The organism is Dietzia sp. NCCP-2495 (genome assembly GCF_026011735.1).
Lineage (GTDB): Bacteria > Actinomycetota > Actinomycetes > Mycobacteriales > Mycobacteriaceae > Dietzia.
The window spans coordinates 79,658-104,221 of record NZ_BRVN01000001.1 but is presented as its reverse complement, the minus strand read 5'-3'; the positions used below and the strand labels follow the sequence as shown (position 1 = coordinate 104,221).

Here is a 24,564-nt window from a genome sequence, read left to right as displayed (position 1 = left end):
CCTGCTATCAGGTGAACGAGAAGTGACGCACGGCAAACCCGCCGCATATCGCGGTCCACGCCAGCAAGACGAGCGCCGCCAGTGCGGGGAAGCCGCCCGAGTCGGCGACGAGGAGTGCCTCGGTGAGGGCGTAGGAGGGGACGACGACGAGGACTTCGGTGAGCTCGGCGGGAAGTTCGGCCACCCCGACCGCGAGTCCGGCGGCTCCGATCAGGACGAACCAGATCAGGTTGGCGAGTCCGAGGACGATCTCGGCACGCAGGGTGCCGCCGAGAAGGAGTCCCATGGACGAGAAGGCCGCCGATCCCAGGGCGAGGAGCACGGCTCCCACGACGATCCCGCCGAGCTCGGGACGCCAGCCCATGAGTGCGGCGATCCCACCGAGGATGACGGTCTGCCCCGCGACGAGGATGAGGGTCGCGACGATTTTCCCGATGATGATCACCGACGGGGGTAGTGGCGTACCGCCGAGTCGTTTGAGTGCGTCGTAGCGCCGGTCGAACGCCACGGCGATCGCCTGTCCGGTGAACGAGGTGCCCATGACCGACATTGTGAGCACTGCCGCGATGGCGTGGTCGACGCGTGGTTCCCCGATCGCACCGAAGTCGATCGCCACGAGGGCGACCAGCGCCGCCAGCGGGATGATCAGGGCGACCAGGAGCTGCTCCCCGTTGCGCAGGAACAGCGTCAGTTCCATTCGGGTCTGGGCGGCGACCATCCGACTGACGGGCGCTGGTGCTGACGGATGCGCGAACATCCCGGGGGAGAAGCGGTTCACGTCGGTGCCAGTGGTGCTCATCGCAGATCCCGTCCGGTCAGATCGAGGAAGACCTCTTCGAGGCTCCTGGTACGCGTGGCCAGTGAGGTGAGTTGGATCCCGGCCTCCTCGAGCGCTCTGCACAGCTCCGTCATGAGTCCGGGGGAGACGGGGCCGTCGATCTCCACGACGCCACCCGCGCCAGCGGTGGAGACGGTGTGTCCGGGTCCCGTCACCGCGCGCAGGATCGCCGGGTCCACCTCGCCGTCGACCACCAGCGTCACGCCTTCGGCGGTTCCGGCCCGCTCGAGTTCGGCAGGGGTACCGGCGGCGACGCGGCGTCCGCGGTCGACAATCACGACCTCGTCCGCCAGGGCCGCCGCCTCGTCCATGAGATGGGTGGTGAGCAGGACCGCCGCTCCGTCCCGGCGTAGCGCCCGTACGAGGTCCCACACGGCGAGGCGGGCCTGGGCGTCGAGGCCCGCGGTCGGTTCGTCGAGGAACACGAGCTCGGGCCGGCCGATCACGGCGATCGCCAACGACAGTCGCTGCTGCTGACCACCGGACAGGCGGCGGTACGGGGTACCCACGTGATCGCTGAGCCCGAGCTCACCGAGGATCCACCCCGGGTCGAGGGGATCGGCGTAGTAGGACGCGACGAGGCGGAGCATTTCGCCCACCCGGACTCCGGGGTACGCGCCACCGCCCTGGAGCATCATCCCGATGCGGCTGCGGACCTTCTGGCGATCCGTCACGGGGTCCATGCCGAGGACCCGCACGGTGCCGGCATCGGGGCGGATGAACCCCTCGCAGATCTCGACGGTCGTGGTCTTGCCCGCGCCGTTCGGTCCGAGGAGTGCCATGACCTGACCTCGATCGAGTGACAGATCGAGGCCGGCGACGGCGGTGGTCGCGCCGAATGTCTTGACGAGCCCGTCGACCTGCAGCGCGGGGGAATCGGTCGGTGGGGTCACGGGTGCTGATTGTAGGCCGCGACGACTAGGGAGACCGCAACAGCCCTGGCCAGCGGAAGAGCAGGAAGAGGAGCAACAGCACCGCGACGATCGTCGCCGCCCAGGCCTGGATGGTCACGAACGGCGGCAGGCCGGCTCCCGGCGGAAGTGTGAAACAGGCGAGGACGGCGCTCACGGCCACGACAGGGATGCGGAACTCCACCCTGGAGGCCCAGGCGGCGAGCGGTACGAGCGCCCACAGCACGTACCAGGGATGGACGACGGGGAAGCACACGACGATGGCCGCCATGGACACACCGAGGCCACCGACCGGATCGATCCGACCGGCATGGACGGCGAAGAGCATGCGGACGGTGAATGCCGCCGCTCCGAGCAGTGCTGCGGTCTGCACCATGACGAGGACCTGCTCGGTGTGGTCACCGAGGCCCAGGTACTGGCCGATCCCTCCGGTGATCACCCCGAGTGCCGTGGGCGGGGAGAGCCAGCTGCGCAGCGAGGTAGCGGCGCCGAGTTTGGTGATCCACCCGAGGCCGGACGAGGTGAGGAGCATGGCCAGTCCGGTGGTCACGCCGCTGATGACCAGCATCGTCACGGCGGCCCGGATGATCGCCGACACTCCGGTGCCCCAGCGACGTGCGAGTGCCATGCCCACGAAACCCAGCGCCACGACGGTCGGCAGCTTGACCAACGCCGACCCGGTGACGAGTACGACGCCGAGGACGAACAGGGCGGTCGTGCGCGGGCCGGGTGGGGCGTCGATCGCCCGGAGCGCGAGGACGAGTCCGACCGCGAGCAGCCCCATCATCAGGGATTCCGAGTGGATCCCCGAGACGAGGTGGAACAGCACGAGCGGGTTTGCCACGGCCAGCCACAGTGCTGCGACGTCCGACACCCCGCAGTACTCGGCGAGCCGCGGAACGGCCCATCCGAGCATGAGGATCCCGATCACCGCGATGACGCGGTGCAGGATGGTCCCGGCCACCACGTCGTCACCGGTGATCGACTGGACGGCCTTCTGGACGCCGAGGAACAGCGGGCCGTACTGATTGGGGGTGTCCCGCCAGATGTCCGGGACGTTGATGGTCAGCGCGTGCGACGACCCGAGTGCCGACACCGGCCCCAGTGCATAGGGGTCATCGAGTGTGTTCCCGATCGCCCCTTGGGCGAGATAGCTGTAGACGTCCTTGCTGAACATCGGTGGCGCCACCGCCAGTGGGAGCGCCCACGAGGCGATGATCCCGTCCAGGGTCGCCCTGTCGATCCGCCCGCTGAGGCGTCCGCGACGGTCCCTGCCGAGCACGTACGGGGCGAGCAGGAGCCAGCAGAGCGTCACCACGACCATTCCGGTCATGACGATCGTCATCGACGACTGTTGCAGTCGGAGCCACAGCCCCAGGAGACGTTCGCCGGCGACCGGGTTCTGCAGAACGGGCAACGCGCCCGCGCCGAGTGCGCCGACCGCCATGGTGACCGCGGCGGTGGTGCCGATGAGGCGGATCCGCCTTAGCCGTGAGAGTTCCACCGAGGGCGGTGGTCCCGTGAACGTCTCTTCGGCGTGCAGCCTCGAGGTGACCGCACCCGCGCCCCGCTTCGGGAACTCTCGTGACCGTGACACTGCCTCGGACCCCCTCCACAGCCGGTGTCGCCGGACCGCTCTCACCTCCGGCTCATGAACTTCGGGGGTGGGGGAATATTTCCGACACAAGGTTGTTGCGTAATATCAGGTGGTGCACCCCACACGGGGCGCACCGAGCATAACCGGAAGGGAGTGGCCCATGAGCGTGCAGCACGTCGACAGCAGCAGCACGCGTCCGGACACCCGTTCTGCGATCCGCGAGCTCCTCCTGCAACGGGGAGCGCTCACAGCCTCCGAGATCGGCCTGGAGCTGGGACTCACCGCGGCCGGTGTGCGTCGCCACCTGGATCACCTGGTCGACGCGGGCGAGGTGGAACCCACCAAGACCCGTCCGGACGGGTCGCGTGGCCGCCCCGCGAAGTCGTTCCAGGTCACGGCAGCCGGACGGAGTACCGCAGAGCACGGGTACGATCATCTGGCCGTCGAAGCGCTCACCGCACTTCGTCGGATCGGTGGGTCCGAGGCCGTTCTCGAGTTCGCACGGGAACGGATCCGTTCCGTCATCGGAAAGGTCCGTCCGGCCCGGGGGCCGGAGGACGTGGAGCGCGCGGCGAACGACGTCGCGGCCGCTCTGACCGATGCGGGATACTCCTCGTCCGTCGAAGAGGTCGGCAACGGAATCCAGATCTGCCAGCATCACTGCCCCGTCTGGAACGTCGCCTCCCGTTTCCCCGAGCTGTGCGAGGCCGAGCAGGAGGTGGTGGCCGAGACCGTGGGCACCCACGTCCAGAGGCTCGCGACCATCGCAGGTGGTAACTGCGCCTGCACCACGAACATCCCGACCGGGACCATGACCGCGGAGAAGCTCGCGGCCACGATCCCCGAACCGGCCGGCGCACCCGCGTCGGCTTCGACCGCCGAAAGGACAGTGCGATGACCATCACCCCAGACCAGGTGACGGCCGACGTCACCGAGCCGACCACCGACGAGGAGCGGATCGCTTCCCTCGGCCAGTACAACTACGGCTGGCACGACTCGGACGACGCTGGTGCCGCTGCCCAGCGTGGCCTCTCCGAGGCGGTCGTCCGCGACATCTCCGCCAAGAAGAACGAGTCCGACTGGATGCTCGAGAAGCGCCTCAAGGCGTTGCGCATCTTCGACAAGAAGCCGATGCCGGCCTGGGGCTCCGATCTGTCGGGTATCGATTTCGACAACATCAAGTACTTCGTCCGGTCCACGGAGAAGCAGGCCACCAACTGGGAGGACCTGCCCGAGGACATCAAGAACACCTATGACAAGCTCGGTATCCCCGAGGCGGAGAAGCAGCGGCTGGTCGCCGGTGTCGCCGCGCAATACGAGTCCGAGGTGGTCTACCACCAGATCCGCGAGGACCTGGAGAGCCAGGGTGTCATCTTCATGGACACCGACACCGCGCTCCGCGAGCACCCCGAGTACTTCGAGGAGTACTTCGGCTCGGTCATTCCGTCCGGCGACAACAAGTTCTCGGCGCTCAACACCGCGGTCTGGTCCGGTGGCTCGTTCATCTACGTGCCCAAGGGTGTCCACGTCGATATCCCGCTCCAGGCCTACTTCCGTATCAACACGGAGAACATGGGCCAGTTCGAGCGGACGCTGATCATCGTCGACGAGGACGCCTACGTCCACTACGTCGAGGGCTGCACCGCTCCGATCTACAAGTCGGACTCGCTGCACTCCGCCGTCGTGGAGATCATCGTCAAGAAGGGCGGCCGCTGCCGCTACACGACCATCCAGAACTGGTCGAACAACGTCTACAACCTGGTCACCAAGCGTGCCCGCGCCGAAGAGGGCGCGACCATGGAGTGGATCGACGGCAACATTGGTTCCAAGGTGACCATGAAGTACCCCGCGGTCTGGCTTACCGGTGAGCACGCCAAGGGCGAGGTCCTGTCCGTGGCGTTCGCCGGCGAGGGCCAGCACCAGGACACCGGCTCCAAGATGGTGCACCTGGCACCTAACACCTCCTCGAACATCGTCTCCAAGTCGGTGGCCCGCGGTGGCGGCCGGTCGGCGTACCGGGGCCTGATCCAGATCAATCCGGGTGCCAAGGGCTCCAAGTCCAACGTCGAGTGCGACGCGCTCCTGGTGGACAACATCAGCCGCTCGGACACGTACCCCTACATCGACATCCGCGAGGACGATGTGACCCTGGGCCACGAGGCGACCGTCTCGAAGGTCAGCCAGGACCAGTTGTTCTACCTCATGAGCCGCGGCCTGGCCGAGGACGAGGCCATGGCGATGATCGTCCGCGGGTTCGTGGAGCCCATCGCCAAGGAGCTGCCGATGGAGTACGCCCTCGAGCTCAACCGCCTGATCGAACTGCAGATGGAAGGATCGGTGGGCTGACCACCATGACCGACACCACCACACCCACCACGGGCACTACGCCCAGCCCGGTGACCGACCGCTACGGGATCCCCGTCGGCGCCACCAAGGGCGACCAGTTCTCCTCCTTCGACGTCGATGCTTTCGAGGTCCCCGTCCACAAGGACGAGATCTGGCGGTTCACGCCGCTGAAGCGCCTGCGCGGCGTCCACGACGGCTCCAACGTCGAGGCAACCGGTCGGATCGCCGTCTCGGTCGCCGAGCAGGACGGCCTGACGATGGAGACCGTCACGACCGCGGACAGGCGCATCGGCGAAGCCGGCGCTCCGCGCGACCGCGTGGCGGCCCAGGCGTACACCTCCGCCGACGAGGCCACCATCATCACGGTGGCCAAGGAGAAGGTCATCGCTGAGCCCGTCTACGTGACCGTCGACGGCCCCGGCGAAGGCAAGACCGCCTTCGCGCACACGCAGGTCCGCCTCGAGCCCTTCGCCAACGCGACGTTCGTCGTGGACCAGCGGGGCGGCGGCGTCGTCGCGGAGAACTCGGAGTTCGTGGTGGGTGACTCCGCCCATCTGGAGGTCGTCCTCATCCAGGACTGGGACGACGACGCGCTGCACCTGGCCGGACACCACATCCAGGTCGGCCGCGACGCCACGGTGACCTACACCGTCGTCAGCTTCGGTGGCGAGGTCGTCCGCATCGCGCCATTCGTCCGGTACACCGGCCCCGGCGGTACCGCACACCTCAACGGGCTGTACTACGCGGATGACGGCCAGCACATCGAACACCGTCTCCTGGTGGACCACTCGGTGCCGAACTGCACCTCACGGATCCTCTACAAGGGCGCACTGCAGGGGGACGCGTCGTCCAACCTCCCGGACGCCCACACCGTCTGGATCGGCGACGTTCTGATCCGGGCCGAGGCGCAGGGCACCGACACCTACGAGATGAACCGCAACCTCGTCCTCACCGACGGTGCGCGCGCCGATTCCGTGCCCAACCTCGAGATCGAGACCGGCGAGATCGCGGGCGCGGGCCACGCCAGCGCCGTCGGCCGGTTCGACGAGGAGCACCTGTTCTACCTCATGTCCCGCGGCATCGCGGAGGACGTCGCGCGCCGACTCGTCGTCCGCGGCTTCTTCGGCGAGGTGATCAACCGCATTGGAGTGCCCGAGGTCCGTGAGCGGATCACCGAGGCCGTCGAGCTGGAGCTGCAGTCCTCCGGCATCTGACATCCGGTAACGCACAACCCCCACGAACTTTCACACGAGATTGCGAGTAATCACATGACCATCCTCGAGATCAAGGACCTCACGGCGCGGGTCGCCGCCACCGAGGACAACCCGGAGACCGTCGAGATCCTCAAGGGCGTCACCCTGACCATCGAGTCCGGTCAGACCCACGCCATCATGGGCCCGAACGGCTCCGGCAAGTCGACTCTGGCGTACGTTATCGCCGGTCACCCCAAGTACGAGGTCACCGGGGGAACCATCACCCTGGACGGCGAGGACGTCCTGGAGATGGAGGTCGACGAGCGGGCCCGTGCCGGCCTGTTCCTGGCCATGCAGTACCCGACCGAGATCCCGGGTGTCTCCACCGCCAATTTCCTGCGCACCGCGGCGACCGCCGTGCGTGGGGAGGCCCCCAAGCTCCGGCACTGGGTGAAGGAGGTCAAGGAGGCCATGTCCGACCTGGAGTTCGACCCGGCCTTCGCCGAGCGCAGTGTCAACGAGGGCTTCTCCGGTGGCGAGAAGAAGCGGCACGAGATCCTGCAGCTCGACCTCCTCAAGCCGAAGATCGCTGTCCTCGACGAGACGGACTCCGGTCTCGACGTGGACGCGCTGCGGATCGTCTCCGAGGGCGTCAACCGCTACAAAGCCGAGGAGAACGGCGGGATTCTCCTCATCACGCACTACACGCGGATTCTGAACTACATCAAGCCCGACACCGTTCACGTGTTCGTCGACGGCCGTGTCGCCGCCTCCGGTGGCGCCGAACTGGCCGACGAGCTCGAGGCGAACGGGTACGAGAAGTACCTGACGGCCGCGAACGCCTGACCAGACAGCTGGGAGAAGATGACCTCCACACTCGACATCACGACTCTGCGGGCGGATTTCCCGGTCCTGCAGCGCACAGTGCGTGACGACAAGCCGCTCGTCTACCTGGACTCGGGCGCCACCTCGCAGCGCCCGGTCCAGGTGCTGGACGCGGAGCGGGAATTCCTCCTGCACTCCAACGCCGCTGTCCACCGCGGAGCGCATCAGCTCGCGGAGGAGGCCACGGACGCCTACGAGGGAGCCCGCGCCGACATCGCCCGGTTCGTCGGAGCCGATGTGGACGAGCTCGTTTTCACCAAGAACGCCACCGAGGCCCTGAACCTCGTCGCGTTCGCGTTGGGCGATACCCGCTTCGACGGGTTCGCGGTCGGCCCGGGCGACGAGATCGTGATCTCCGAACTCGAGCACCACGCCAACCTGGTGCCGTGGCAGGAACTGTGCCGACGCACCGGAGCGACGCTGCGGTGGTACGACATCACCAATGACGGCCGGATCGACCTGAACTCGATCGAGCTGACCGACGCGGTCAAGGTCGTCGCCGTGACCCATCAGTCCAACGTGACCGGCGCGATCACGGACGTGGCCCGGGTCGTGGAGTCCGCGAAGAAGGTCGGCGCGCTCGTCGTGCTCGACGCCTGCCAGTCGGTCCCGCACATGGCGGTGGACTTCCACGCCATGGGCGTCGACTTCGCGGCGTTCTCCGGTCACAAGATGTTCGGCCCCACCGGGATCGGGGTCCTCTACGGACGTCGTGAACTCCTCGCCGCCATGCCCCCGGTGCTGACCGGGGGATCGATGATCGCCACGGTCACCATGGAGGAGTCGACGTACGCGGACCCGCCGCAGCGTTTCGAGGCCGGGGTGCCGATGGTGTCCCAGGCCGTGGGACTCGCCGCCGCGGTCCGCTACCTCGAGGCCGTCGGGATGGACTCCGTCGCACGACATGAGCGTGAGCTGACCGCAGCGACGCTGGACGAGCTCCGCAATATCCCCGGGGTCCGGATCGTCGGGCCGACGGACACGACCGACCGTGGGGGAGCCGTCTCCTTCGTGGTGGACGGCGTGCACGCCCACGACGTGAGCCAGGTCCTCGACGACGACGGCGTGGCCGTCCGCGTGGGCCATCACTGCGCGTGGCCGCTGCATCGCCGGCTCGGCGTGCAGTCGACGGTGCGGGCATCGTTCGGGATCTACAACACGCTGGACGAGGTCGAGGTCCTGGCAGCGTCGCTGCGTCGCGCGCAGGAGTTCTTCGGAGTAGGGGGTGCGGTCTAGATGAAGCTCGAGCAGATGTACCAGGAGGTCATCCTGGATCACTACCGCAATCCCCTGCACAGTGGACTCCGGGAGCCGTTCGGGGCAGAGGTCCACCACGTCAATCCGACGTGTGGTGACGAACTGACGCTCCGCCTGCGGCTCTCGGAGGACGGGAAGAGCATCGAGGACGTCTCCTACGACGCGCAGGGATGCTCCATCAGCCAGGCTTCTGCCTCGATGATGGCCGATCTGGTCACCGGGCAGTCCGTCGCCGACTCACTCGAGAAGTTCGACGCGTTCCACGCCATGATCTCGTCACGGGGTCAGGACGAGGGCGACGAGGACCTGCTCGACGACGCGGTGGCCCTGGCCGGGGTCTCGCGGTACCCCGCGCGCGTCAAGTGCGCACTACTGGGCTGGATGGCGTTCAAGGACGCACTCGCACAACAGACCGACAACCAGGAGTGATGTGACATGACCGAGCAGATGACACCTGCCAATGACCCGTCCGTCGACGATCCGAACTCGGCAGCGGAGAACGAGACCGCGCCCGGAACCGCCTACAACGGCGAGTTCCGACCCGACCCCAATCGGCCGGAGCAATCCGAGGAGGACCTCGCCCTGGTCGCGGACATCGAAGAGGCCATGCGCGACGTGGTGGACCCCGAGCTCGGCATCAACGTGGTCGACCTCGGACTGGTCTACGACATCTGGGTTCGCCCGGGCGAGACCGAGGGGTCCACGATCGCCCGAGTAGACATGACACTGACCTCCGCCGCGTGTCCGCTCACCGACGTGATCGAGGACCAGGCCCGCAGCGCCACGATCGGTGCCGACCTGGTCAACGAGCTGGAGCTCAACTGGGTCTGGATGCCGCCGTGGGGCCCGCAGATGATCACCGACGACGGCCGCGAGCAGCTCCGCGCCATCGGGTTCACCGTCTAGGTGTGATGTCCGGGGAGGGTGGACAGCCGGTCAGGTCAGGGCCTGGCTGATCCACCGGGGCCGGCATGGTCCCGCGCGTTCTTCCTCAGAACGGCGGCGACCATGCCGGCCTTCTGCTGTGCGGGCATCGATGCCCACATGGCCCACATCGCCGCGCCCACCTGGTAGGACGGGCTGGCCGAGTCGAGGAACCAGCGCTGTTGGTCGACCCCCATCCGGCCGAACGCCGTGAACAACTCACGGGTTGTAGCGGGATCCGCGCGCAGGAGCGCCCGGAGCCCGACGCCGTGGAGTGAGGTCGCCAGCGGCGACCGGGGCCGGGGAAGTGGCCTGCCGGACCCGAGCGCCACCACTGCGGCCGGGACGGCCCCGAGTGTTCCCGCAACCGAGTAGCCGGTGGCGGCGTGCCCGTACCCGCCCGCCGTGCCGAAGGCCTCCACCCGGGGCTCGACCGGTCCGCGGAACGGCGGCAGTAGCGGGATCCGCACCTGCTCCACGGCCAGAGGCCGGTCGATCGCCGAGTCCGGCACCCCCCTCCGCCGCAGGCGCGACCTCAAGCGAGCCGACAGGTCGCCGGGCGTCGGTGCGGGCATCCCGGCGAGACAGGTCTCCTCGAGAAGGACTCGACCCGGTCCCAGGGGAACGGCGTACAGGAAGCCCGGGCCCAGCTCGTCGTCGTCGTAGTCCTGCCGCCAGTCCATGAACAACGCGGACTCACCGCCCAGGGCGGGCAGCGCGGCGGCGGTGTCCACGACGATCCCGTAGGCGGTCTGCAGTGGCCCGTCGTTGCCGGGACCGCCCGCGCCACGGCAGTCGACGACGCGGTGCGCCCGGGCTCGCAGCGCCCGGACCTCCGCGTCGTCGAGAAGCGCGGCCTCCACGGTCACGCCGTCACCCAGTGGCAGAGCCGCCTGCACCCGGTCGGTATCGAGGATCACGTACTCGCGGCGGATCTCCGCGCGCTCGGGACTGTAGAGGGCTGGACCGTGGACCCGGTGGGCCACCACGTCGACGCCGCAGGAATGAGGCTGCAACCACGGCGGCACCTGGTCGGCCCACACACCGAGGGTCTGGTGCCACCGCGCGTCCGGATCCGGGTCCACGGCGAGGACACGGAGTCCGGCAGTCCCGCACCGCGAGGCGAGCGCGCGACCGGCCGGCCCGAGGCCCACGATCGCGACGTCGACCATCGCAGCACCCGTAGCATTCATCACACCAGACCCTACCGCCGCCAGGAGGAAGCAGATGACCGGTGCGTTCTACGAGCAGATCGGGCACGCGCGATTCGCCTCGAGCTCGCTGACCGCTGGTCCGTGGTCCGCGGAGAGCCAGCACGCGGGTCCGCCCAGTGCGCTTCTGGTCCGTGCTTTCGAGCAATTCGAGCCGGACGCCGGGGTGCGGTTGGCGCGACTGTCCGTGGACGTCCTCGGACCGGTCCCGATCGCGCCCCTCGACATCGAGGTGCACCGGATCCGACCCGGCCGCAGTGTGGAGCTCCTCGAGGCCACGGCATCGGTCGACGGCAGACCGGCCCTGGTCGCCCGCGGGTGGCGCATGCGCCGCACACCGGACAATTTTCCGACCGTCGGTGAGCACCGGGGCCCGGCCGTCCCGGACACACGCGTTCGCGGGGAGATGATGAGCTACGCCCACCAGGACGGCTACCTGTCGGTGGTGGATTTCTCCTTCATCTCCGGCGGCGGCGACGACCTCGGTCCGGCCGAGACCTGGGGACGGTCCCGCGCGGACCTGGTCGAGGGGGAGTCCATGACCGGATGGCAGCACACCGTGACCGTGGCCGACTCGTCGAGCGGGGTGTCGATGTCCACTGATCCGCTCACGTACCCGTCGATCAACTGTGACCTGGTGGTGTCGCTGCACCGCGACCCCGAGCCCGGCTGGGTGCACCTGGACACCGAGACCGTCGGGTCTCCCGGGCACGGGGTCCTCACCGACACGCTCGTCTCGGACGATCGCGGCCGGCTCGGCCGGTGTGTCCAGAACCTGTACGGCCGTCGGGTGAGCTGATCCGCATCGCCCTGTGCCCGGGGTGACGAGAGAGCCGGGTCACCCGGGGTCACCGGACTCGTCGGGTGGCTCTGTCCGCCGGTAGAGTGGCTGGTCGGCCTGAATCCGACCCGACTGCGGCCGGAAATTGTATCGACGAGACCAGATGAGGTACCCGCGCACGTGATCACGATCGACGACCTGGAGGTGCGCGCCGGCGTGCGCACCCTGCTCCACATGGACGGGTCCTCGTTGCGGGTCCAGCCCGGCGACCGGATCGGTCTGGTGGGACGGAACGGAGCGGGTAAGACGACGACGATGAGGATCCTCGCCGGCGAAGGTGAGCCCTACGCCGGGTCCGTCACCAGTTCGGGTGAGGTGGGCTACCTCCCGCAGGATCCCCGCGAGGGCAACATGGACCAGCTGGCCCGCTCCCGCGTCCTGTCCGCCCGAGGTCTGGATGTCCTCATGGCGGACATGGCGCAGGCGCAGGCCCAGATGACCGATGCCCCGGACGACGCCGCGATGGACAAGGCGGTTCGCCGGTACGGGCGACTCGAGGACGAGTTCTCCGCGCGCGGCGGGTACGAGGCCGAGAGCGAGGCCGCGCGGATCTGCAGCAGTCTGGGCCTCGAGGACCGGATCCTCACCCAGAATCTCGGAACCCTGTCCGGCGGTCAGCGTCGCCGAGTGGAGTTGGCCCGCATCCTGTTCGCCGCCTCGGACGGTGCCGGTAAGTCGCAGACGATGCTGCTGCTGGACGAGCCCACCAACCACCTCGACGCCGATTCCATCACCTGGCTGAGGCAGTTCCTCGAGAAGCACGAGGGCGGGCTGATCATCATCTCGCACGACGTCGAACTGCTCGAGGCCGTGGTGAACAAGGTGTGGTTCCTCGACGCCGTCCGCGGCGAGATCGACGCCTACAACATGGGCTGGAAGAAGTACCTCGACGCGCGGGCCACCGATGAAGCCCGGCGTCGCCGTGAGCGGGCGAACGCGGAGAAGAAGGCGTCGGCGCTCAAGGCGCAGGCCGCCAAGTTGGGTGCGAAGGCGACCAAGGCCGCCGCCGCCAAGCAGATGGTCCGGCGCGCCGAGACGATGATGAACGAACTCGACGAGGTGCGGGTGGCCGACAAGGTCGCGCACATCAAGTTCCCCACGCCCGCGGCGTGCGGGAAGACGCCCCTGTTCGCCAAGGGCCTGACCAAGATGTACGGCTCGCTTGAGGTGTTCGCCGGGGTGGACCTGGCGATCGACAAGGGCAGCCGCGTGGTGGTGCTGGGCTACAACGGTGCCGGCAAGACGACCCTACTCAAGCTGCTCGCCGGGGTGGAACGCACCGACGGCGAGGGCGGCGTCGTCTCCGGCCACGGCCTCAAGATCGGCTACTTCGCCCAGGAGCACGACACCCTGGACATGGACGCGACGGTCTGGGAGAACATCCGCCACGCCGCGCCGGACGCGGGGGAGCAGGAGCTGCGCGGCCTCCTGGGCGCCTTCATGTTCTCCGGCCCGCAACTCGAGCAGCCGACAGGCACGCTCTCCGGCGGTGAACGCACCCGCCTGGCGCTGGCTGGGCTGGTGTCCTCGGCGGCCAACGTGCTGCTGCTGGACGAGCCCACGAACAACCTCGACCCGATCTCCCGCGAGCAGGTGCTGGACGCGCTGCGCACCTACGAGGGCGCGGTCGTGCTGGTCACCCACGACCCCGGCGCCGTGGAGGCGTTGGAGCCGGAGCGGGTCATCATCCTGCCGGACGGCACGGAGGACCTGTGGAACCAGGAGTACATGGAGATCGTCGAATTGGCATGAGCGTACGAACGCGACGATCGCTGCTGGCTCCCCGCTCCGGCCAAGGGATCAGATGGTCACGCCCAGCGCGTCGCGAACGCGCCTACCCAGCCTCTCGTCGCCGGTGATCTGCACCTGATCGGCAACGTCCGCCCCGGCCACTCGACCGGCGTAGAGGCGGACGAACAGGGGAGTAGGCAGTGCCAGGGTGGCGGTCGGATTCTCGACGAGCGAGCCAAGCACCCGGGCGCGGCCGTCGACGAGCACCGACGCGGTCCGCGCCAGGGGACCGGTGAGCTCAAACGTCACGGTGGACTGCTGGGGGGCGCCGGCGCGTTTGCCCACCACAAAGCCCAGCTTGGCCACCATGAAGTCCACGGCCATCGCGGCCGCGGCGGAATCGTAGCCGCCCTCGACACCGGCCACGTCGCGCAGATCCTGCTCGTGGACCCAGCAGTCGAACACCCGGATCCGCATGAAGCCCGCGTAGGTACCGGGCCCCTCGGGGGTCCAGGATTCGGCGTGAAACTCCTCCTCGCTCATCGCGCGCAGCGCCTCCGCGCGGGCCGCAGTCACCCCGTCGTAGCGCGCCAACAACTCGGCGGGGGAGAGGCCGCACAGGTGCTCCACCCACGCCTCGTTGAACGCACCGATGTCGTTGCGCACGTGGGCCGGTCGCTCGTCGGAGACCTCGGGGCTGGGGGTGCCGCGCAGCATCTCCTCGGTGCCGACGATGTGGGCCACCACGTCGCGCGCGGACCAGCCGGGGCAGGGGCTCGGGGCGGCCCAATGCTCGTCGGTGAAGCCCGCGGTCACGTCCCTGATGTCGCGCCACACCCCGACCAGGGCGTCCACGATCTGGTCCTTGTCAGTCATCGTCATCTCCGTCGGTCCGTTCCCGGGTGTCCGCCCGATCGTGTTCTGCCATCATCGCGTCGAGGTCGATCAGCTCGCCACGGTCGATGCTCACCCAGTCGCGGCCCCGTAGGTACGGGCTCAGCCGCTCGCCGATCCGGGCCTGGTCCTCGGGCGTCTTGGGCCGCTGGAGCTCGAAGACCCCCGGTAGGGCGGCCATTCCGGCCACCACGCGCCAGAGCGCCAGCGCCTCCGCCCCGGTGGGAGGGTCCACTAGGACGGGGCCGAACAGGCACCGGTGGCCGTCCAGGAAGAGTGTCGGCACGCCGTAGCCGGAGGCGTCGAGCACCCGCTCGTGGTCGCGCCGGACGTCGTCGTGGGTGGTGGGATCGGCGAGGGCCGCCTCGATCACGTCGGCACCCGAACCCAGATCGTCCACGCCGAGGGTGTCGAGGCCCAACTGGTCGAGGAGGCGTGCAGCCACCTCGGGCCGGTGCGGTGAGCCGCCCCGCTCGTGCAGCTCGGCACCGATCGCGGCGTACCAGCGGTCTAGGGCGTCCAGGTCCCGCCTGCGCAGATAGGCCCCGATCCGCATGAGCGACCACCCGTACGACCAGCGGCGTTCCCACGGGTACTTCTTGCCGTTGACGTGGTTGACCCACTCGAGGCTGAAGAACCGCCAGTTTACCGTGAGGCAGGTCTGCTCGCGGACCTCCCGTATCCACACCGAGGCCTGATAGGCGAAGGGGCACATGGGATCGAAGTGGAAGTCCACCGAGCAGGCATCCTGGGCGTCGACGGCGTCTGTCGCGTCCTTCACGCGGCCCCCTTCACGAGGTAGAGGTCCAGCACATCGTCCAGGAACTCGACGATCTCGCGCGCGGACTGAGTACGGGCCTTGGCCGGCAGGATGCCGCCCTCGATCTGGGCGAGCAGGGCCCGTGCCATGTGATCCGGGTCCACACCGGGCCGGAGCTCGCCGGACTCCGCCGCGCGAGCCTCACGCTCGGCCTGCTCCGACTGGCGAGTGAACGCGTCGGCGTGCCGGTCCAGTACCGCGCGCGCGACTTCGGCCTTGGAGGGGAAGAAGTGGTACAGCGTGCCCTTGCGGACGTCGGCCGCCGCGCAGATCTCCGCGATCCCGACGCCGGTGTAGCTGCGTGCGAGGAACAACTCGCCCGCCGCGTTGACGATCCGGTCCCTGGGACCGGTCTGTGCATCCATGAACGGGACACTAGACCCGAGTTAACCGACCAGCCAACCGATTTCGACGAGCGGTCGTGGTCCTGGTCCCGGCGAACCGCCCGAAGGGCCCGCACCACTTACGCCGGACCCGGCCGAATCCTCTGACGCTTCTACCCGGTCGGTCTACCGTGGAGAGTGTCATCGACCCCCGTGATGTGAGGGCGCCGACACTGTGCTCGCCGAGGAGGTTAGCCCATGGACACCAGGCCGGTCGTCGTCGGAGTCGACGGTGGGCCCGATTCGCTACGAGCCCTGCAATGGGCAGCCGAGTACGCGACCGCGGTCGACGCACCGCTGGTCGCCCTGACCGCCTACCAGTTGCCCAACATCTACGGCCCCTACGCCATGGCGGGCTGGGAGGGTTCCAGCGAACTGGAGAGCAGCGCTCGCGAGATGCTCGCTCACGCGGTGCGGAGCGCCCTGGGGGACGATGCCTCGGTCAAGTCGGCCGTCCTGCAAGGGCACGCGGCCAAGTCGCTCATCGCGGCGTCGCGGGATGCTCGGTTGGTGGTAGTGGGTAGCCGCGGACGAGGAGGGTTCAGGGGGATGGTGCTCGGCTCGGTCAGCCAGCACGTGGTGCCGCATGCGCATTGTCCCGTGGTGGTCCTGCCACACTCGAGCGGCGAGACCGAATAGCGCCGCCCGGCGGAGGCGTCACCCCGCGGCGGGGGCTCCTGACGCAACGCACCCGCCGGCCGAGTCGATCATCACAAAGGAGACCCTTACCCGGGCTGATGTGGCGTTGACCTGAGACAATCCTCCCCATGGACACCGTCATCCAGATCATTCTCATCCTGCACTTCATCGGTCTCGCCGGCATCATCGGCGGCTGGCTCGCCACCATCAAGGCGCCGTACATGGCCAAGGGCATCCTTCACGGCGCGATCCTCCAAGTGGTCACCGGCCTGCTGCTCGTGGGCCTGCGCGAGATGCAGGACGCCGACCTCAACCACATGAAGATCGGCATCAAGCTGCTGGTCGCCGTGGTGATCCTCGTCGTCGCGATCATCGGCGTCCGCAAGGAGGCCAAGGCCCAGGGGAGCACCGCGACCCTGACCCACGTCGCCGGCGTGCTCGGCATCGTCAACGTCGCGATCGCGGTCCTCGTCTGACACGCCCTGTCGCGCGTCGCACCGCCCCTCGACCTCACGGTCGGGGGGCGTCTCGCGTTCAGCCCTCCATCACCGCGGCGAGGTAGGCCCGAACCAGGCGAGCACCGACGTCAGCGGGTAGCCGCTCGATCGCCGCGAGGAGCGGAGCCATGCTGCCACTGCCCGCATCGCCTCCGTCGACCCCGTCCGTGCCGGCGGCGAGGACACCGCCCACGAGCGCGTGGACCTCGTCTTCCGGCAGGGCGAGCAGATCGGCGGGGGAGAGGGCCCCGGAGGCTAGCGCGTCGAGCACGTCGGCAAACGCCTGGGGAGGAACGGGGTCAGGCCGTCCTCGGACCTCGTCGGCGGCCTCACGTGCCACGCGGAGGATCTCCTCGACGAGCCGTTCGGTCACCGGGGTGATGGTGAGGTGGGACGACGACGACAACGTCCCCCGCTCCTGGCGGTAGGCGGGTTGCGCCTGGACGGCGATGCCTCTCCGGGCACAGGCGTCGGCCCAGAGGTGGGGGTGAACGCCTCGGGCTTCTCCGGCGGTCTCGTCGGCGACGACCGCGAGCAGTGGGCCGGGATCGCGCTCGAGGACCCGCAACCCCTCGACCTCGCTCAGCCCGTCGACCAACCGATCGGTGGCGCGGGCGGTCCTGGCGACCAGTTCACGCTGCCCGTCGTCGCCCAGTGCCTCGAGCACCGCCCACGCCGCCGCCGCGGGTTCGAGGGGTTTGGATCCGGCCAGCGTCGGGTTCACCACCGGGTAGCCGGGCCAGTCGACGGTGGCGAACCATGCCGCCCGGTGCCGTTCGCGACCCCGGCTGAGCAGGACCGAGGTGCCTTTCGGCGCGAAGCCGTACTTGTGCAGATCCGCAGAGATGCTGGTGACCCGCGCGACCCGGAGGTCCCATTGCGGTATCGGGTTCGGCTCGGTGGGGTCCGGGCCGGTGTCGCCCGGACCGGCGGCGCCCGACCCCGGCCAGAAGGGCAGCACCAAACCGCCGAGGCAGGCGTCGACGTGCAGCCCGATCCGTGGGTCGTGATCGGCCTCGAGTCCGGCGGCGACCTCGGCCACGGGGTCGATCACGCCGTGCGGGTAGGAGGGCGCCGAGCACACCACCAGCACCGTGTCCGCATCGACCGCGGCGAGGAGCTCGGCCGCGGTCACCCGCCCCGTCCCGGGATCCACCTCGACGCCGACGAACCTCAAGCCCAGCAGGTGCGCGGCCTTGCGGAACGCCGCGTGCACCGTCACCGGCGCGACGATCGTGCCACCGCTGCCCGGCTGTCGACCCGCGACCTCGCGGGCGGCGAGGCAGGCGAGCATGCAGCTCTCGGTTCCGCCGGACGTGACGTTCCCGTAGACGTCACCGCTCCGTCCCTCGCCACCCGCGCCTGTCACCCCGCCGCCGAGGATCGCGCGCACACGGTCGACTATCCCGCCGTGGATCCGGGCGACCGAGGGGAAGACCGTGGGGTCGAGTCCGTTGACGCCGTGAGCCAGCCGGGCCGCACGGGTCGCCAGCTCGTCGAGTTCGGTCAGACCGGAATCGTAGACATACGACAGGACCCGGCCCCCGGTGGTCGGCGGGTCCTGTGACCGCATCGCGACGAGGCGGGCCAGGGCGTGTTCCCCGCGATCAGTGATCTCCAGGGCGAGGGGATCGGGGGTCATGTTCGCTCCATCCATCGGGGATAGGACCGGCCGAGGGTCCGGATCAGCAGCAGGCTCGCGCCGGCGAGGAGCGCGGGAACCAGGGAGAACGCCAGGACGATGGCCCAGTGCGCCGACCCGGGCTGATCGGCCACCCCGCCGGAGCGGAAGCCCCCCGAGGCCAACAGGGCGAGCACGACGACCGGGCCCAGGGCCATCGCGCCGGTCTCGGACGCCGTCCACAGGCCGCTCATCGCGCCACTTCGTCGTCGTCCCCCCAACGTGCGGTCCAGGTCGGTGCAGTCGGGCAGCATCGACATCGGTAGAGCCTGCATCCCCGCGTAGGCGACCCCCGCCAACGCGACCGGCACGTGCACCCAGGCGCCGGGGTACACGCCCGCCGGGATGAGCAGCAGCGTCGCCACGGTGAAGAGCACGGTGGCCGCCGCCAGCGCCGGCACCTTTCCACGGGCGTGCGCGAGGCGCGTCCACAGCGGCATCACGAGCAGGGCAGGGCCCACCAGCGCGAGGAAAAGCCCGGTCAGAGCGGTCTCGTCACCCAGCACGTACGTCGCCACGTACTGACCGCCCGCGAGCATCACCGCAGTGGCCACCGCCTGCAGGCAGAACACCACCACGAGCAGCCGGAACGGCCGCGTGGTCCGCAGCGCGTCGAGGCCGTCGCGGTACTCGTGGGCGAGGCCACCCGCGGGTGCGTCTGCGCGCATGATCGTGCGGCGGCCCGCCACGAACGTCGACCACAGCATTCCGACCAGCATCAGCGCGGCCACACCGGCGGCCATCACCACGTACCCCGTCGGCCCACCGCCCGCGGCGTCACGCAGCGCGGGCCCACCGCCCCCGGTGAGGAGGATCGCCCCGGCGAGAACGGCCACCCGCCATGCCAGGAGAGTCACACGCGCGGCGGCGTCACCGGTGAGCTCGGCCGAGAGCGCGAGATACGGCACCTGGAAGCACGAGTACGCGATGGACGCCAGGAGGAAAAACCCCATCACCCACACCCCGGCCGCGCTCGTGCTCCAGTCGGTCGGCGCCGCGAAGGTCGCCACGAACAGCAGCGGCAGCGCCAGCGCCCCGAAGAGCATCAGACCCGTGCGGTAGCCGCTGCGGTGCGACGCCCTGTCCGAGATTGCGCCGATGAGCGGATAGGCCAGGACGTCGACGACCTTGGGCACCAGCACGAGTACCGTCGCGGCGGCGGCTGCCACCCCGATCGAGTCGGTGAGATAGTACGCCAGGACGAGCCCCGGCAGGGTGCCGAACGCGCCCGTGCCAAGGCTGCCCGCCGCGTACGAGGCGAGGACCGGGGCGGTGGTGGACCGGTCGCTCGCCACACCGCCGGGCGCGTCGGTGGTGGTCATGGACCGACTCTAGGACGACGCCACCCGCCGCGGAGGCGAAAGCGCGGACGCTCCACCTGCCTCCGCTGGTGACGTGGAGTCACTCAGTCCGGCCGGCTCCAGGTGGTTCCTGCGCGAACGCGGACCGGAGTGACCCCGTACCGGCCGGCCACCGGACGCGGTGGGGTCAACCGCGCCAGTCGAACGTGTCCGGGTCCGGGCCGGAGCGGGTCCCGTTGTGCAGCGCCGTGATGGAGGCCATCTGTTCGTCCGACAGGTCGAAGTCGAACACCTCGAGGTTCTCGCGCATGCGGGCCGGGCTCGAGGACTTGGGGAAGACGATGTCGCCCCGCTGCAGCACCCACCGGAGGACCACCTGGGAGACGGTGCGTCCGACCTGCTCGGCGAGGGCCTGCAACTGGGGATCGCCAAACACCGAGCCCTGGGCGAGCGGACTCCACGCCTCCACCGCGACGCCTCTCTCGACGCACGCCGCACGCAGGTCGTCGTTGACGAAGTACGGGTTGATCTCGATCTGATTGACCTGGGGGGTGCTCAGACCTGCCTCCGCCAGTCGCTCGAGGTGCGCCGCGGTGAAGTTGGAGACACCGATCGAGTCAACGGTCAGGTCGGAGCGGATCCCCTCCATCGTCTCCCACACCCGGGCGACGTCGTCGTGCATCGCCAGCGGCCAGTGAACCAGGTAGAGGTCGATGCGCCCGCCGAGTGCCTCGAGCGAGCGCTCGGTGGCCTCGCGGGCGGCGGCGCGCTCGTGGAAGGTGTTGTTGAGCTTCGTGGTGATCCAGAAGTCGTCTCGCGGGATGCCGGACGCCGCGACCGCCCGGCCGACGCCCTCCTCGTTGCCGTACATCTGGGCGGTGTCGAGGTGGCGGTACCCGGCCTCGATGGCGTCTGCGACGACCTTCTCGGTGTCGGCGGGCGGGACCTGGAAGGTGCCGAAGCCGAGCCGGGGGATCGAGCGGCCGTCGTTCAGGGTGACTCGGGGGATCTGCGTGTCAGGTGTGGACATGCGACCAACGTACGCCCGCCACGGGGGATCGCGCAGGAGACGATCCTCACCCCTGCCCGGTCCGCAGGGAGGCCTCCACCAGGTCGAGCATCTCGCTCACGTGCTCGGTGCCGCGACCGGTGGCCAGGTGCGTGATGAGGCCGTCGAGCACGATGTCGAGGTAGACACGGAGCACGTCGACGGGGATGTCCGTGCGCATCCGGCCGGAGGCCTTCTGCTCGCGGAGTCTCGCCACGATCGCGCCGTCGACCTCCGCCTGACGGTCAATCCACCGTTCCCGGAACTCCGGATCTGTGCGTATCCGCCGGGCGATCTCCAGCCGGGTTCCCAGCCAGGAGAACTCCTGGGGATGCGCGAGGATCTCCCGCATCACCTGCACCAGCCCCTGCTCGGCGACGGTGGCGGCCATCGCCGCCGCGTCGTCGTGGGCGAGAGCGAGGAAGAGCGCGTCCTTGTCGTCGAAATGATGGAAGATCGCGCCCCGGCTCAGCCCGGTGGCCTCCTCCAGCCGACGCACCGTCGCCCCCTCGAACCCGTACTCGGCGAAGCACTCACGTGCACCTGACAGGATCTGGTGCCGCCGGGCGTCCATGTGGTCCTGACTGACCCTGGGCATCTCGCTACCTTCCTTGCAGACACACCGCGGCGGTGCACAGTCCCCTCGCCTGAGCCGGGAAACCGCGCACCGCCGCTGATGTGGGAGGCTGATCAGCCCTTGATCATGTTCCGCAGGACGTACTGCAGGATGCCGCCGTTGCGGTAGTAGTCCGCCTCGCCGGGGGTGTCGATGCGCACCTTGGCGTCGAACTCGACGACCTGGCCGTCCTCCTTGGTGGCGGTGACCTTGACCGTCTTGGGCGTGGTGCCGTTGTTGAGCTCCTCGATGCCGGAGATGTCGAAGGTCTCCGTGCCGTCGAGCCCGAGGGTCTCGTGGGACTCGCCCTCGGGGAACTGCAGCGGGATGACGCCCATGCCGATGAGGTTCGAGCGGTGGATGCGCTCGAAGGACTCGGTGATCACGGCGCGGACGCCGAGCAGGCGGGTGCCCTTGGCGGCCCAGTCACGCGAGGAACCGGTGCCGTACTCCTTGCCGCCGAGCACGACGAGCGGGGTGTTCTGCTCGGCGTAGTTCTGGGCGGCGTCGTAAATGAACGCCTGCGGCGCGCCCTCCTGGGTGAAGTCGCGGGTGTACCCACCCGTCACGCCGTCGAGCAGCTGGTTCTGCAGACGGATGTTGGCGAAGGTGCCGCGGATCATGACCTCGTGGTTGCCGCGGCGGGAGCCGAAGGAGTTGTAGTCCTTGCGCTCCACACCGTTGGCGTCGAGGTACTGCGCCGCCGGGGTGCCCGGCTTGATGGTCGAGGCCGGCGAAATGTGGTCCGTGGTGACCGAGTCGCCGAGCTTGGCCAGGACGCGGGCGCCCTTGATGTCCTTGACGGGCTCCGGCTCCATCTCCATGCCGTCGAAGTACGGGGCCTTGCGGACGTAGGTCGACTTCTCGTCCCACTCGAAGGTCTTGCCGTCGGGGGTGTGGAGGCCACGCCAGCGCTCGTCACCGGCGAACACGTCGGCGTACTTGCTCTTGTACTCGTTGGACGAGATGGAGGCCTTGATGGTCTCCTCGATCTCCTCGGAGGTGGGCCAGATGTCCTTCAGGAAGACGTCGTTGCCGTCCTGGTCCTTGCCCAGGGAGTCGGTCTCGAAGTCGAAGTCCATCGTGCCGGCGATCGCGTAGGCGATGACCAGCGGCGGAGACGCCAGGTAGTTCATCTTGACGTCCTGGTTGATACGGCCCTCGAAGTTGCGGTTGCCGGACAGGACGGCGGTCGCGGTGAGGTCGTTCTCCTGGATGGCGGCGGAGATCTCCTCTGGCAGCGGGCCGGAGTTACCGATGCAGGTGGTGCAGCCGTAACCGACGAGGTGGAAGCCGAGCGCCTCCAAGTCGGGCCACAGGCCGGCGCGTTCGTAGTACTCGGTGACGACCTGCGAGCCCGGGGCCATGGACGTCTTGACCCACGGCTTGGCCTTCAGGCCCTTCTCGTGAGCCTTCCGCGCGACGAGCCCGGCCCCGATCATCACCGACGGGTTGGAGGTGTTGGTGCACGAGGTGATCGACGCGATGGACACGATGCCGTGGTCCAGCACCATCTCCGTGTCGCCGACCTTGACCTCGACCGCCTTCGACGGACGCCCCTCGGCGCCCGCGGAGGCGTCGGCGCGGACCGAACCCTCCTCGGCGTGGGCGAGCGTGGCCCCGCCGTTGGCGTCGGACGGCGTGCCGCCCTCGGCCTGCATCTTGGCCTCGCCGGCGGCGGCCGAGGGGTCGGCGCCGTCCACGTAGTTGTGGATGTCCTTGCGGAACGCGCTCTTGGCGTCGGCCAGCTCGATGCGGTCCTGCGGACGCTTGGGGCCGGCGATCGACGGCACGACGTCGCCGAGGTCCAGCTCCATGTACTCGGAGAAGACTGGCTCGGGTCCCTCTGGGTCGAGCCACATGCCCTGCTCCTTGGCGTAGGCCTCCACTAGGGCCAGCTGGTCCTCGTCGCGGCCGGTCAGGCGCAGGTAGTCGATGGTCTCGCCGTCGATCGGGAACATGGCGCAGGTCGAGCCGAACTCGGGGCTCATGTTGCCGATGGTGGCGCGGTTGGCCAGCGGCACGGCGGCGACGCCGGCGCCGTAGAACTCGACGAACTTGCCGACGACGCCGTGCTTGCGCAGCATCTCGGTGATCGTCAGCACCACGTCGGTCGCGGTGACGCCCGGCTTGATCGCACCGGTGAGCTTGAAGCCCACGACGCGGGGGATGAGCATGGAGATCGGCTGACCGAGCATCGCGGCCTCGGCCTCGATGCCGCCGACGCCCCAGCCCAGCACGCCGAGACCGTTCTCCATCGTGGTGTGCGAGTCGGTTCCGACGCAGGTGTCGGGGTACGCCTGGCCATTGCGGACCATCACCGTGCGGGCCAGGTACTCGATATTGACCTGGTGGACGATGCCTGTGCCCGGGGGGACCACCTTGAAGTCGTCGAACGCGCCCTGGCCCCACCGCAGGAACTGGTAGCGCTCCTCGTTGCGCTGGTACTCGATCTCGACATTCTTGTCGAACGAGCTCTCCTGGCCGAACGACTCGATGATGACCGAGTGGTCGATGACCATCTCGGCGGGGGCCAGCGGGTTGACCTTGTCCGGGTCGCCACCGAGGGTGGCGACGGCCTCACGCATCGTGGCGAGGTCCACGATGCAGGGCACGCCGGTGAAGTCCTGCATGATCACGCGCGCGGGCGTGAACTGGATCTCGGTGTCGGGCTCAGCGTTCGGGTCCCAGTTCGCCAGGGCCTCGATGTGCGCCTTGGTGACGTTGGCGCCGTCCTCGGTACGGAGGAGGTTCTCCGTGAGGACCTTGAGGGAGTAAGGGAGCTTCTCAGCACCCTCGACCGCCGACAGGCGGTAGATCTCGTAGGCCTCGCCGCCGACCTCAAGGGTCCCCTTGGCGCCAAAGCTGTCAATGCTTGCTGTCACGTCAGCTCCACTCGTGGTGTGAATGTCAATGAGTCATCCTCCCCGGCTTCACCGCGTGTTCGAACG

23 protein-coding genes are annotated in these 24,564 nt (G+C 68.9%); 11 read left to right on the top strand and 12 right to left on the bottom strand.

The genetic code is table 11. From position 1 onward, the window contains the following. Window positions 1-7: 7 nt before the first annotated feature. From OPF83_RS00490 to mptB, 3 genes are read right to left on the bottom strand one after another with little or no spacing between them, the layout of a single operon-like run. Entirely contained in the window at window positions 8-799 is a 792-nt protein-coding gene (locus OPF83_RS00490; RefSeq protein ID WP_264885253.1) for an ABC transporter permease, read from the bottom strand. Continuing rightward, the gene (locus OPF83_RS00485; RefSeq protein WP_264885252.1) at window positions 796-1,731 is read right to left on the bottom strand and encodes an ABC transporter ATP-binding protein; all 936 of its coding nucleotides are present in this window, start codon (window positions 1,729-1,731) and stop codon (window positions 796-798) included. Before OPF83_RS00485 ends, OPF83_RS00490 begins: the two co-directional genes overlap by 4 nt. A gap of 25 nt (window positions 1,732-1,756) precedes the next feature. Then, window positions 1,757-3,346: a polyprenol phosphomannose-dependent alpha 1,6 mannosyltransferase MptB gene (gene mptB, locus OPF83_RS00480; protein ID WP_264885251.1), complete on the bottom strand. Its 1,590-nt coding sequence runs from the start codon at window positions 3,344-3,346 to the stop codon at window positions 1,757-1,759. Window positions 3,347-3,506: 160 nt separating this feature from the next. On the opposite strand from mptB, the gene OPF83_RS00475 reads away from it, so the two are divergent. Genes OPF83_RS00475 through OPF83_RS00445 form a run of 7 tightly spaced genes read left to right on the top strand, consistent with a single transcriptional unit; the run spans window position 3,507 to window position 9,933 of the window. Further along, complete coding sequence (locus tag OPF83_RS00475) at window positions 3,507-4,244, top strand: metalloregulator ArsR/SmtB family transcription factor (protein WP_264885250.1); 738 nt, start codon at window positions 3,507-3,509, stop codon at window positions 4,242-4,244. Further along, entirely contained in the window at window positions 4,241-5,692 is a 1,452-nt protein-coding gene (sufB, locus tag OPF83_RS00470; RefSeq protein WP_264885249.1) for a Fe-S cluster assembly protein SufB, read from the top strand. The genes OPF83_RS00475 and sufB overlap by 4 nt, the downstream gene beginning before the upstream one ends. 5 nt (window positions 5,693-5,697) lie before the next feature. Beyond that, on the top strand, window positions 5,698-6,906 hold the full coding sequence (gene sufD / locus OPF83_RS00465) for a Fe-S cluster assembly protein SufD (protein ID WP_264885248.1): 1,209 nt from the start codon (window positions 5,698-5,700) through the stop codon (window positions 6,904-6,906). A 54-nt stretch (window positions 6,907-6,960) separates the two neighbouring features. After that, window positions 6,961-7,731 carry a Fe-S cluster assembly ATPase SufC gene (gene sufC, locus OPF83_RS00460; protein ID WP_264885247.1) on the top strand — a complete coding sequence of 257 codons (771 nt, stop codon included), beginning with the start codon at window positions 6,961-6,963 and terminating at the stop codon, window positions 7,729-7,731. A gap of 18 nt (window positions 7,732-7,749) precedes the next feature. Next, the gene (locus OPF83_RS00455; RefSeq protein ID WP_264885246.1) at window positions 7,750-9,006 is read left to right on the top strand and encodes a cysteine desulfurase; all 1,257 of its coding nucleotides are present in this window, start codon (window positions 7,750-7,752) and stop codon (window positions 9,004-9,006) included. Continuing rightward, complete coding sequence (gene sufU, locus OPF83_RS00450) at window positions 9,007-9,456, top strand: Fe-S cluster assembly sulfur transfer protein SufU (protein WP_264885245.1); 450 nt, start codon at window positions 9,007-9,009, stop codon at window positions 9,454-9,456. It begins immediately after the preceding gene. Between the two features lie 6 nt (window positions 9,457-9,462). After that, window positions 9,463-9,933 carry a metal-sulfur cluster assembly factor gene (locus tag OPF83_RS00445; protein WP_264885244.1) on the top strand — a complete coding sequence of 157 codons (471 nt, stop codon included), beginning with the start codon at window positions 9,463-9,465 and terminating at the stop codon, window positions 9,931-9,933. Between the two features lie 35 nt (window positions 9,934-9,968). On the opposite strand, the gene OPF83_RS00440 is transcribed toward OPF83_RS00445, so the two are convergent. Next, complete coding sequence (locus OPF83_RS00440) at window positions 9,969-11,144, bottom strand: lycopene cyclase family protein (RefSeq protein ID WP_264885243.1); 1,176 nt, start codon at window positions 11,142-11,144, stop codon at window positions 9,969-9,971. A gap of 34 nt (window positions 11,145-11,178) precedes the next feature. On the opposite strand from OPF83_RS00440, the gene OPF83_RS00435 reads away from it, so the two are divergent. Both OPF83_RS00435 and OPF83_RS00430 read left to right on the top strand, forming a co-directional pair. Then, window positions 11,179-11,961, top strand: coding sequence for a thioesterase family protein (locus tag OPF83_RS00435; protein WP_264885242.1), 783 nt, complete (start codon window positions 11,179-11,181; stop codon window positions 11,959-11,961). 162 nt (window positions 11,962-12,123) lie between these two features. After that, window positions 12,124-13,755 carry an ABC-F family ATP-binding cassette domain-containing protein gene (locus tag OPF83_RS00430; protein WP_264885241.1) on the top strand — a complete coding sequence of 544 codons (1,632 nt, stop codon included), beginning with the start codon at window positions 12,124-12,126 and terminating at the stop codon, window positions 13,753-13,755. Window positions 13,756-13,803: 48 nt separating this feature from the next. Here OPF83_RS00430 and OPF83_RS00425 read toward each other — a convergent pair whose 3' ends face one another. The 3 genes from OPF83_RS00425 to OPF83_RS00415 form a co-directional block, all read right to left on the bottom strand. Further along, window positions 13,804-14,610 (bottom strand): maleylpyruvate isomerase family mycothiol-dependent enzyme, encoded by an 807-nt coding sequence (locus tag OPF83_RS00425; RefSeq protein WP_264885240.1) that lies wholly within the window; start codon window positions 14,608-14,610, stop codon window positions 13,804-13,806. Next, a complete protein-coding gene (locus OPF83_RS00420; RefSeq protein WP_264885546.1) occupies window positions 14,603-15,343 on the bottom strand; it encodes a hypothetical protein in 741 nt (246 codons plus the stop codon). The genes OPF83_RS00425 and OPF83_RS00420 overlap by 8 nt, the downstream gene beginning before the upstream one ends. A 62-nt stretch (window positions 15,344-15,405) precedes the next feature. Then, entirely contained in the window at window positions 15,406-15,813 is a 408-nt protein-coding gene (locus tag OPF83_RS00415; protein ID WP_264885239.1) for a TetR/AcrR family transcriptional regulator, read from the bottom strand. 216 nt (window positions 15,814-16,029) lie between these two features. On the opposite strand from OPF83_RS00415, the gene OPF83_RS00410 reads away from it, so the two are divergent. Both OPF83_RS00410 and OPF83_RS00405 read left to right on the top strand, forming a co-directional pair. Beyond that, window positions 16,030-16,470 (top strand): universal stress protein, encoded by a 441-nt coding sequence (locus tag OPF83_RS00410; protein WP_264885238.1) that lies wholly within the window; start codon window positions 16,030-16,032, stop codon window positions 16,468-16,470. 128 nt (window positions 16,471-16,598) lie between these two features. Continuing rightward, on the top strand, window positions 16,599-16,946 hold the full coding sequence (locus OPF83_RS00405; RefSeq protein ID WP_182636250.1) for a hypothetical protein: 348 nt from the start codon (window positions 16,599-16,601) through the stop codon (window positions 16,944-16,946). Window positions 16,947-17,004: 58 nt separating this feature from the next. Here OPF83_RS00405 and OPF83_RS00400 read toward each other — a convergent pair whose 3' ends face one another. The 5 genes from OPF83_RS00400 to acnA all read right to left on the bottom strand — a co-directional run bounded on the left by OPF83_RS00400 (window position 17,005) and on the right by acnA (window position 24,498). Continuing rightward, window positions 17,005-18,609, bottom strand: coding sequence for a pyridoxal-dependent decarboxylase (locus OPF83_RS00400; protein WP_264885237.1), 1,605 nt, complete (start codon window positions 18,607-18,609; stop codon window positions 17,005-17,007). After that, complete coding sequence (locus OPF83_RS00395) at window positions 18,606-19,970, bottom strand: MFS transporter (RefSeq protein WP_264885236.1); 1,365 nt, start codon at window positions 19,968-19,970, stop codon at window positions 18,606-18,608. Before OPF83_RS00395 ends, OPF83_RS00400 begins: the two co-directional genes overlap by 4 nt. Before the next feature lie 166 nt (window positions 19,971-20,136). After that, window positions 20,137-20,979, bottom strand: a complete 843-nt coding sequence (locus tag OPF83_RS00390; RefSeq protein ID WP_264885235.1) for an aldo/keto reductase — start codon at window positions 20,977-20,979, stop codon at window positions 20,137-20,139. 46 nt (window positions 20,980-21,025) lie between these two features. After that, window positions 21,026-21,595, bottom strand: a complete 570-nt coding sequence (locus tag OPF83_RS00385) for a TetR/AcrR family transcriptional regulator (RefSeq protein ID WP_264885234.1) — start codon at window positions 21,593-21,595, stop codon at window positions 21,026-21,028. A 92-nt stretch (window positions 21,596-21,687) separates the two neighbouring features. After that, a complete protein-coding gene (gene acnA / locus OPF83_RS00380) occupies window positions 21,688-24,498 on the bottom strand; it encodes an aconitate hydratase AcnA (RefSeq protein WP_264885233.1) in 2,811 nt (936 codons plus the stop codon). Window positions 24,499-24,564: the final 66 nt, after the last annotated feature.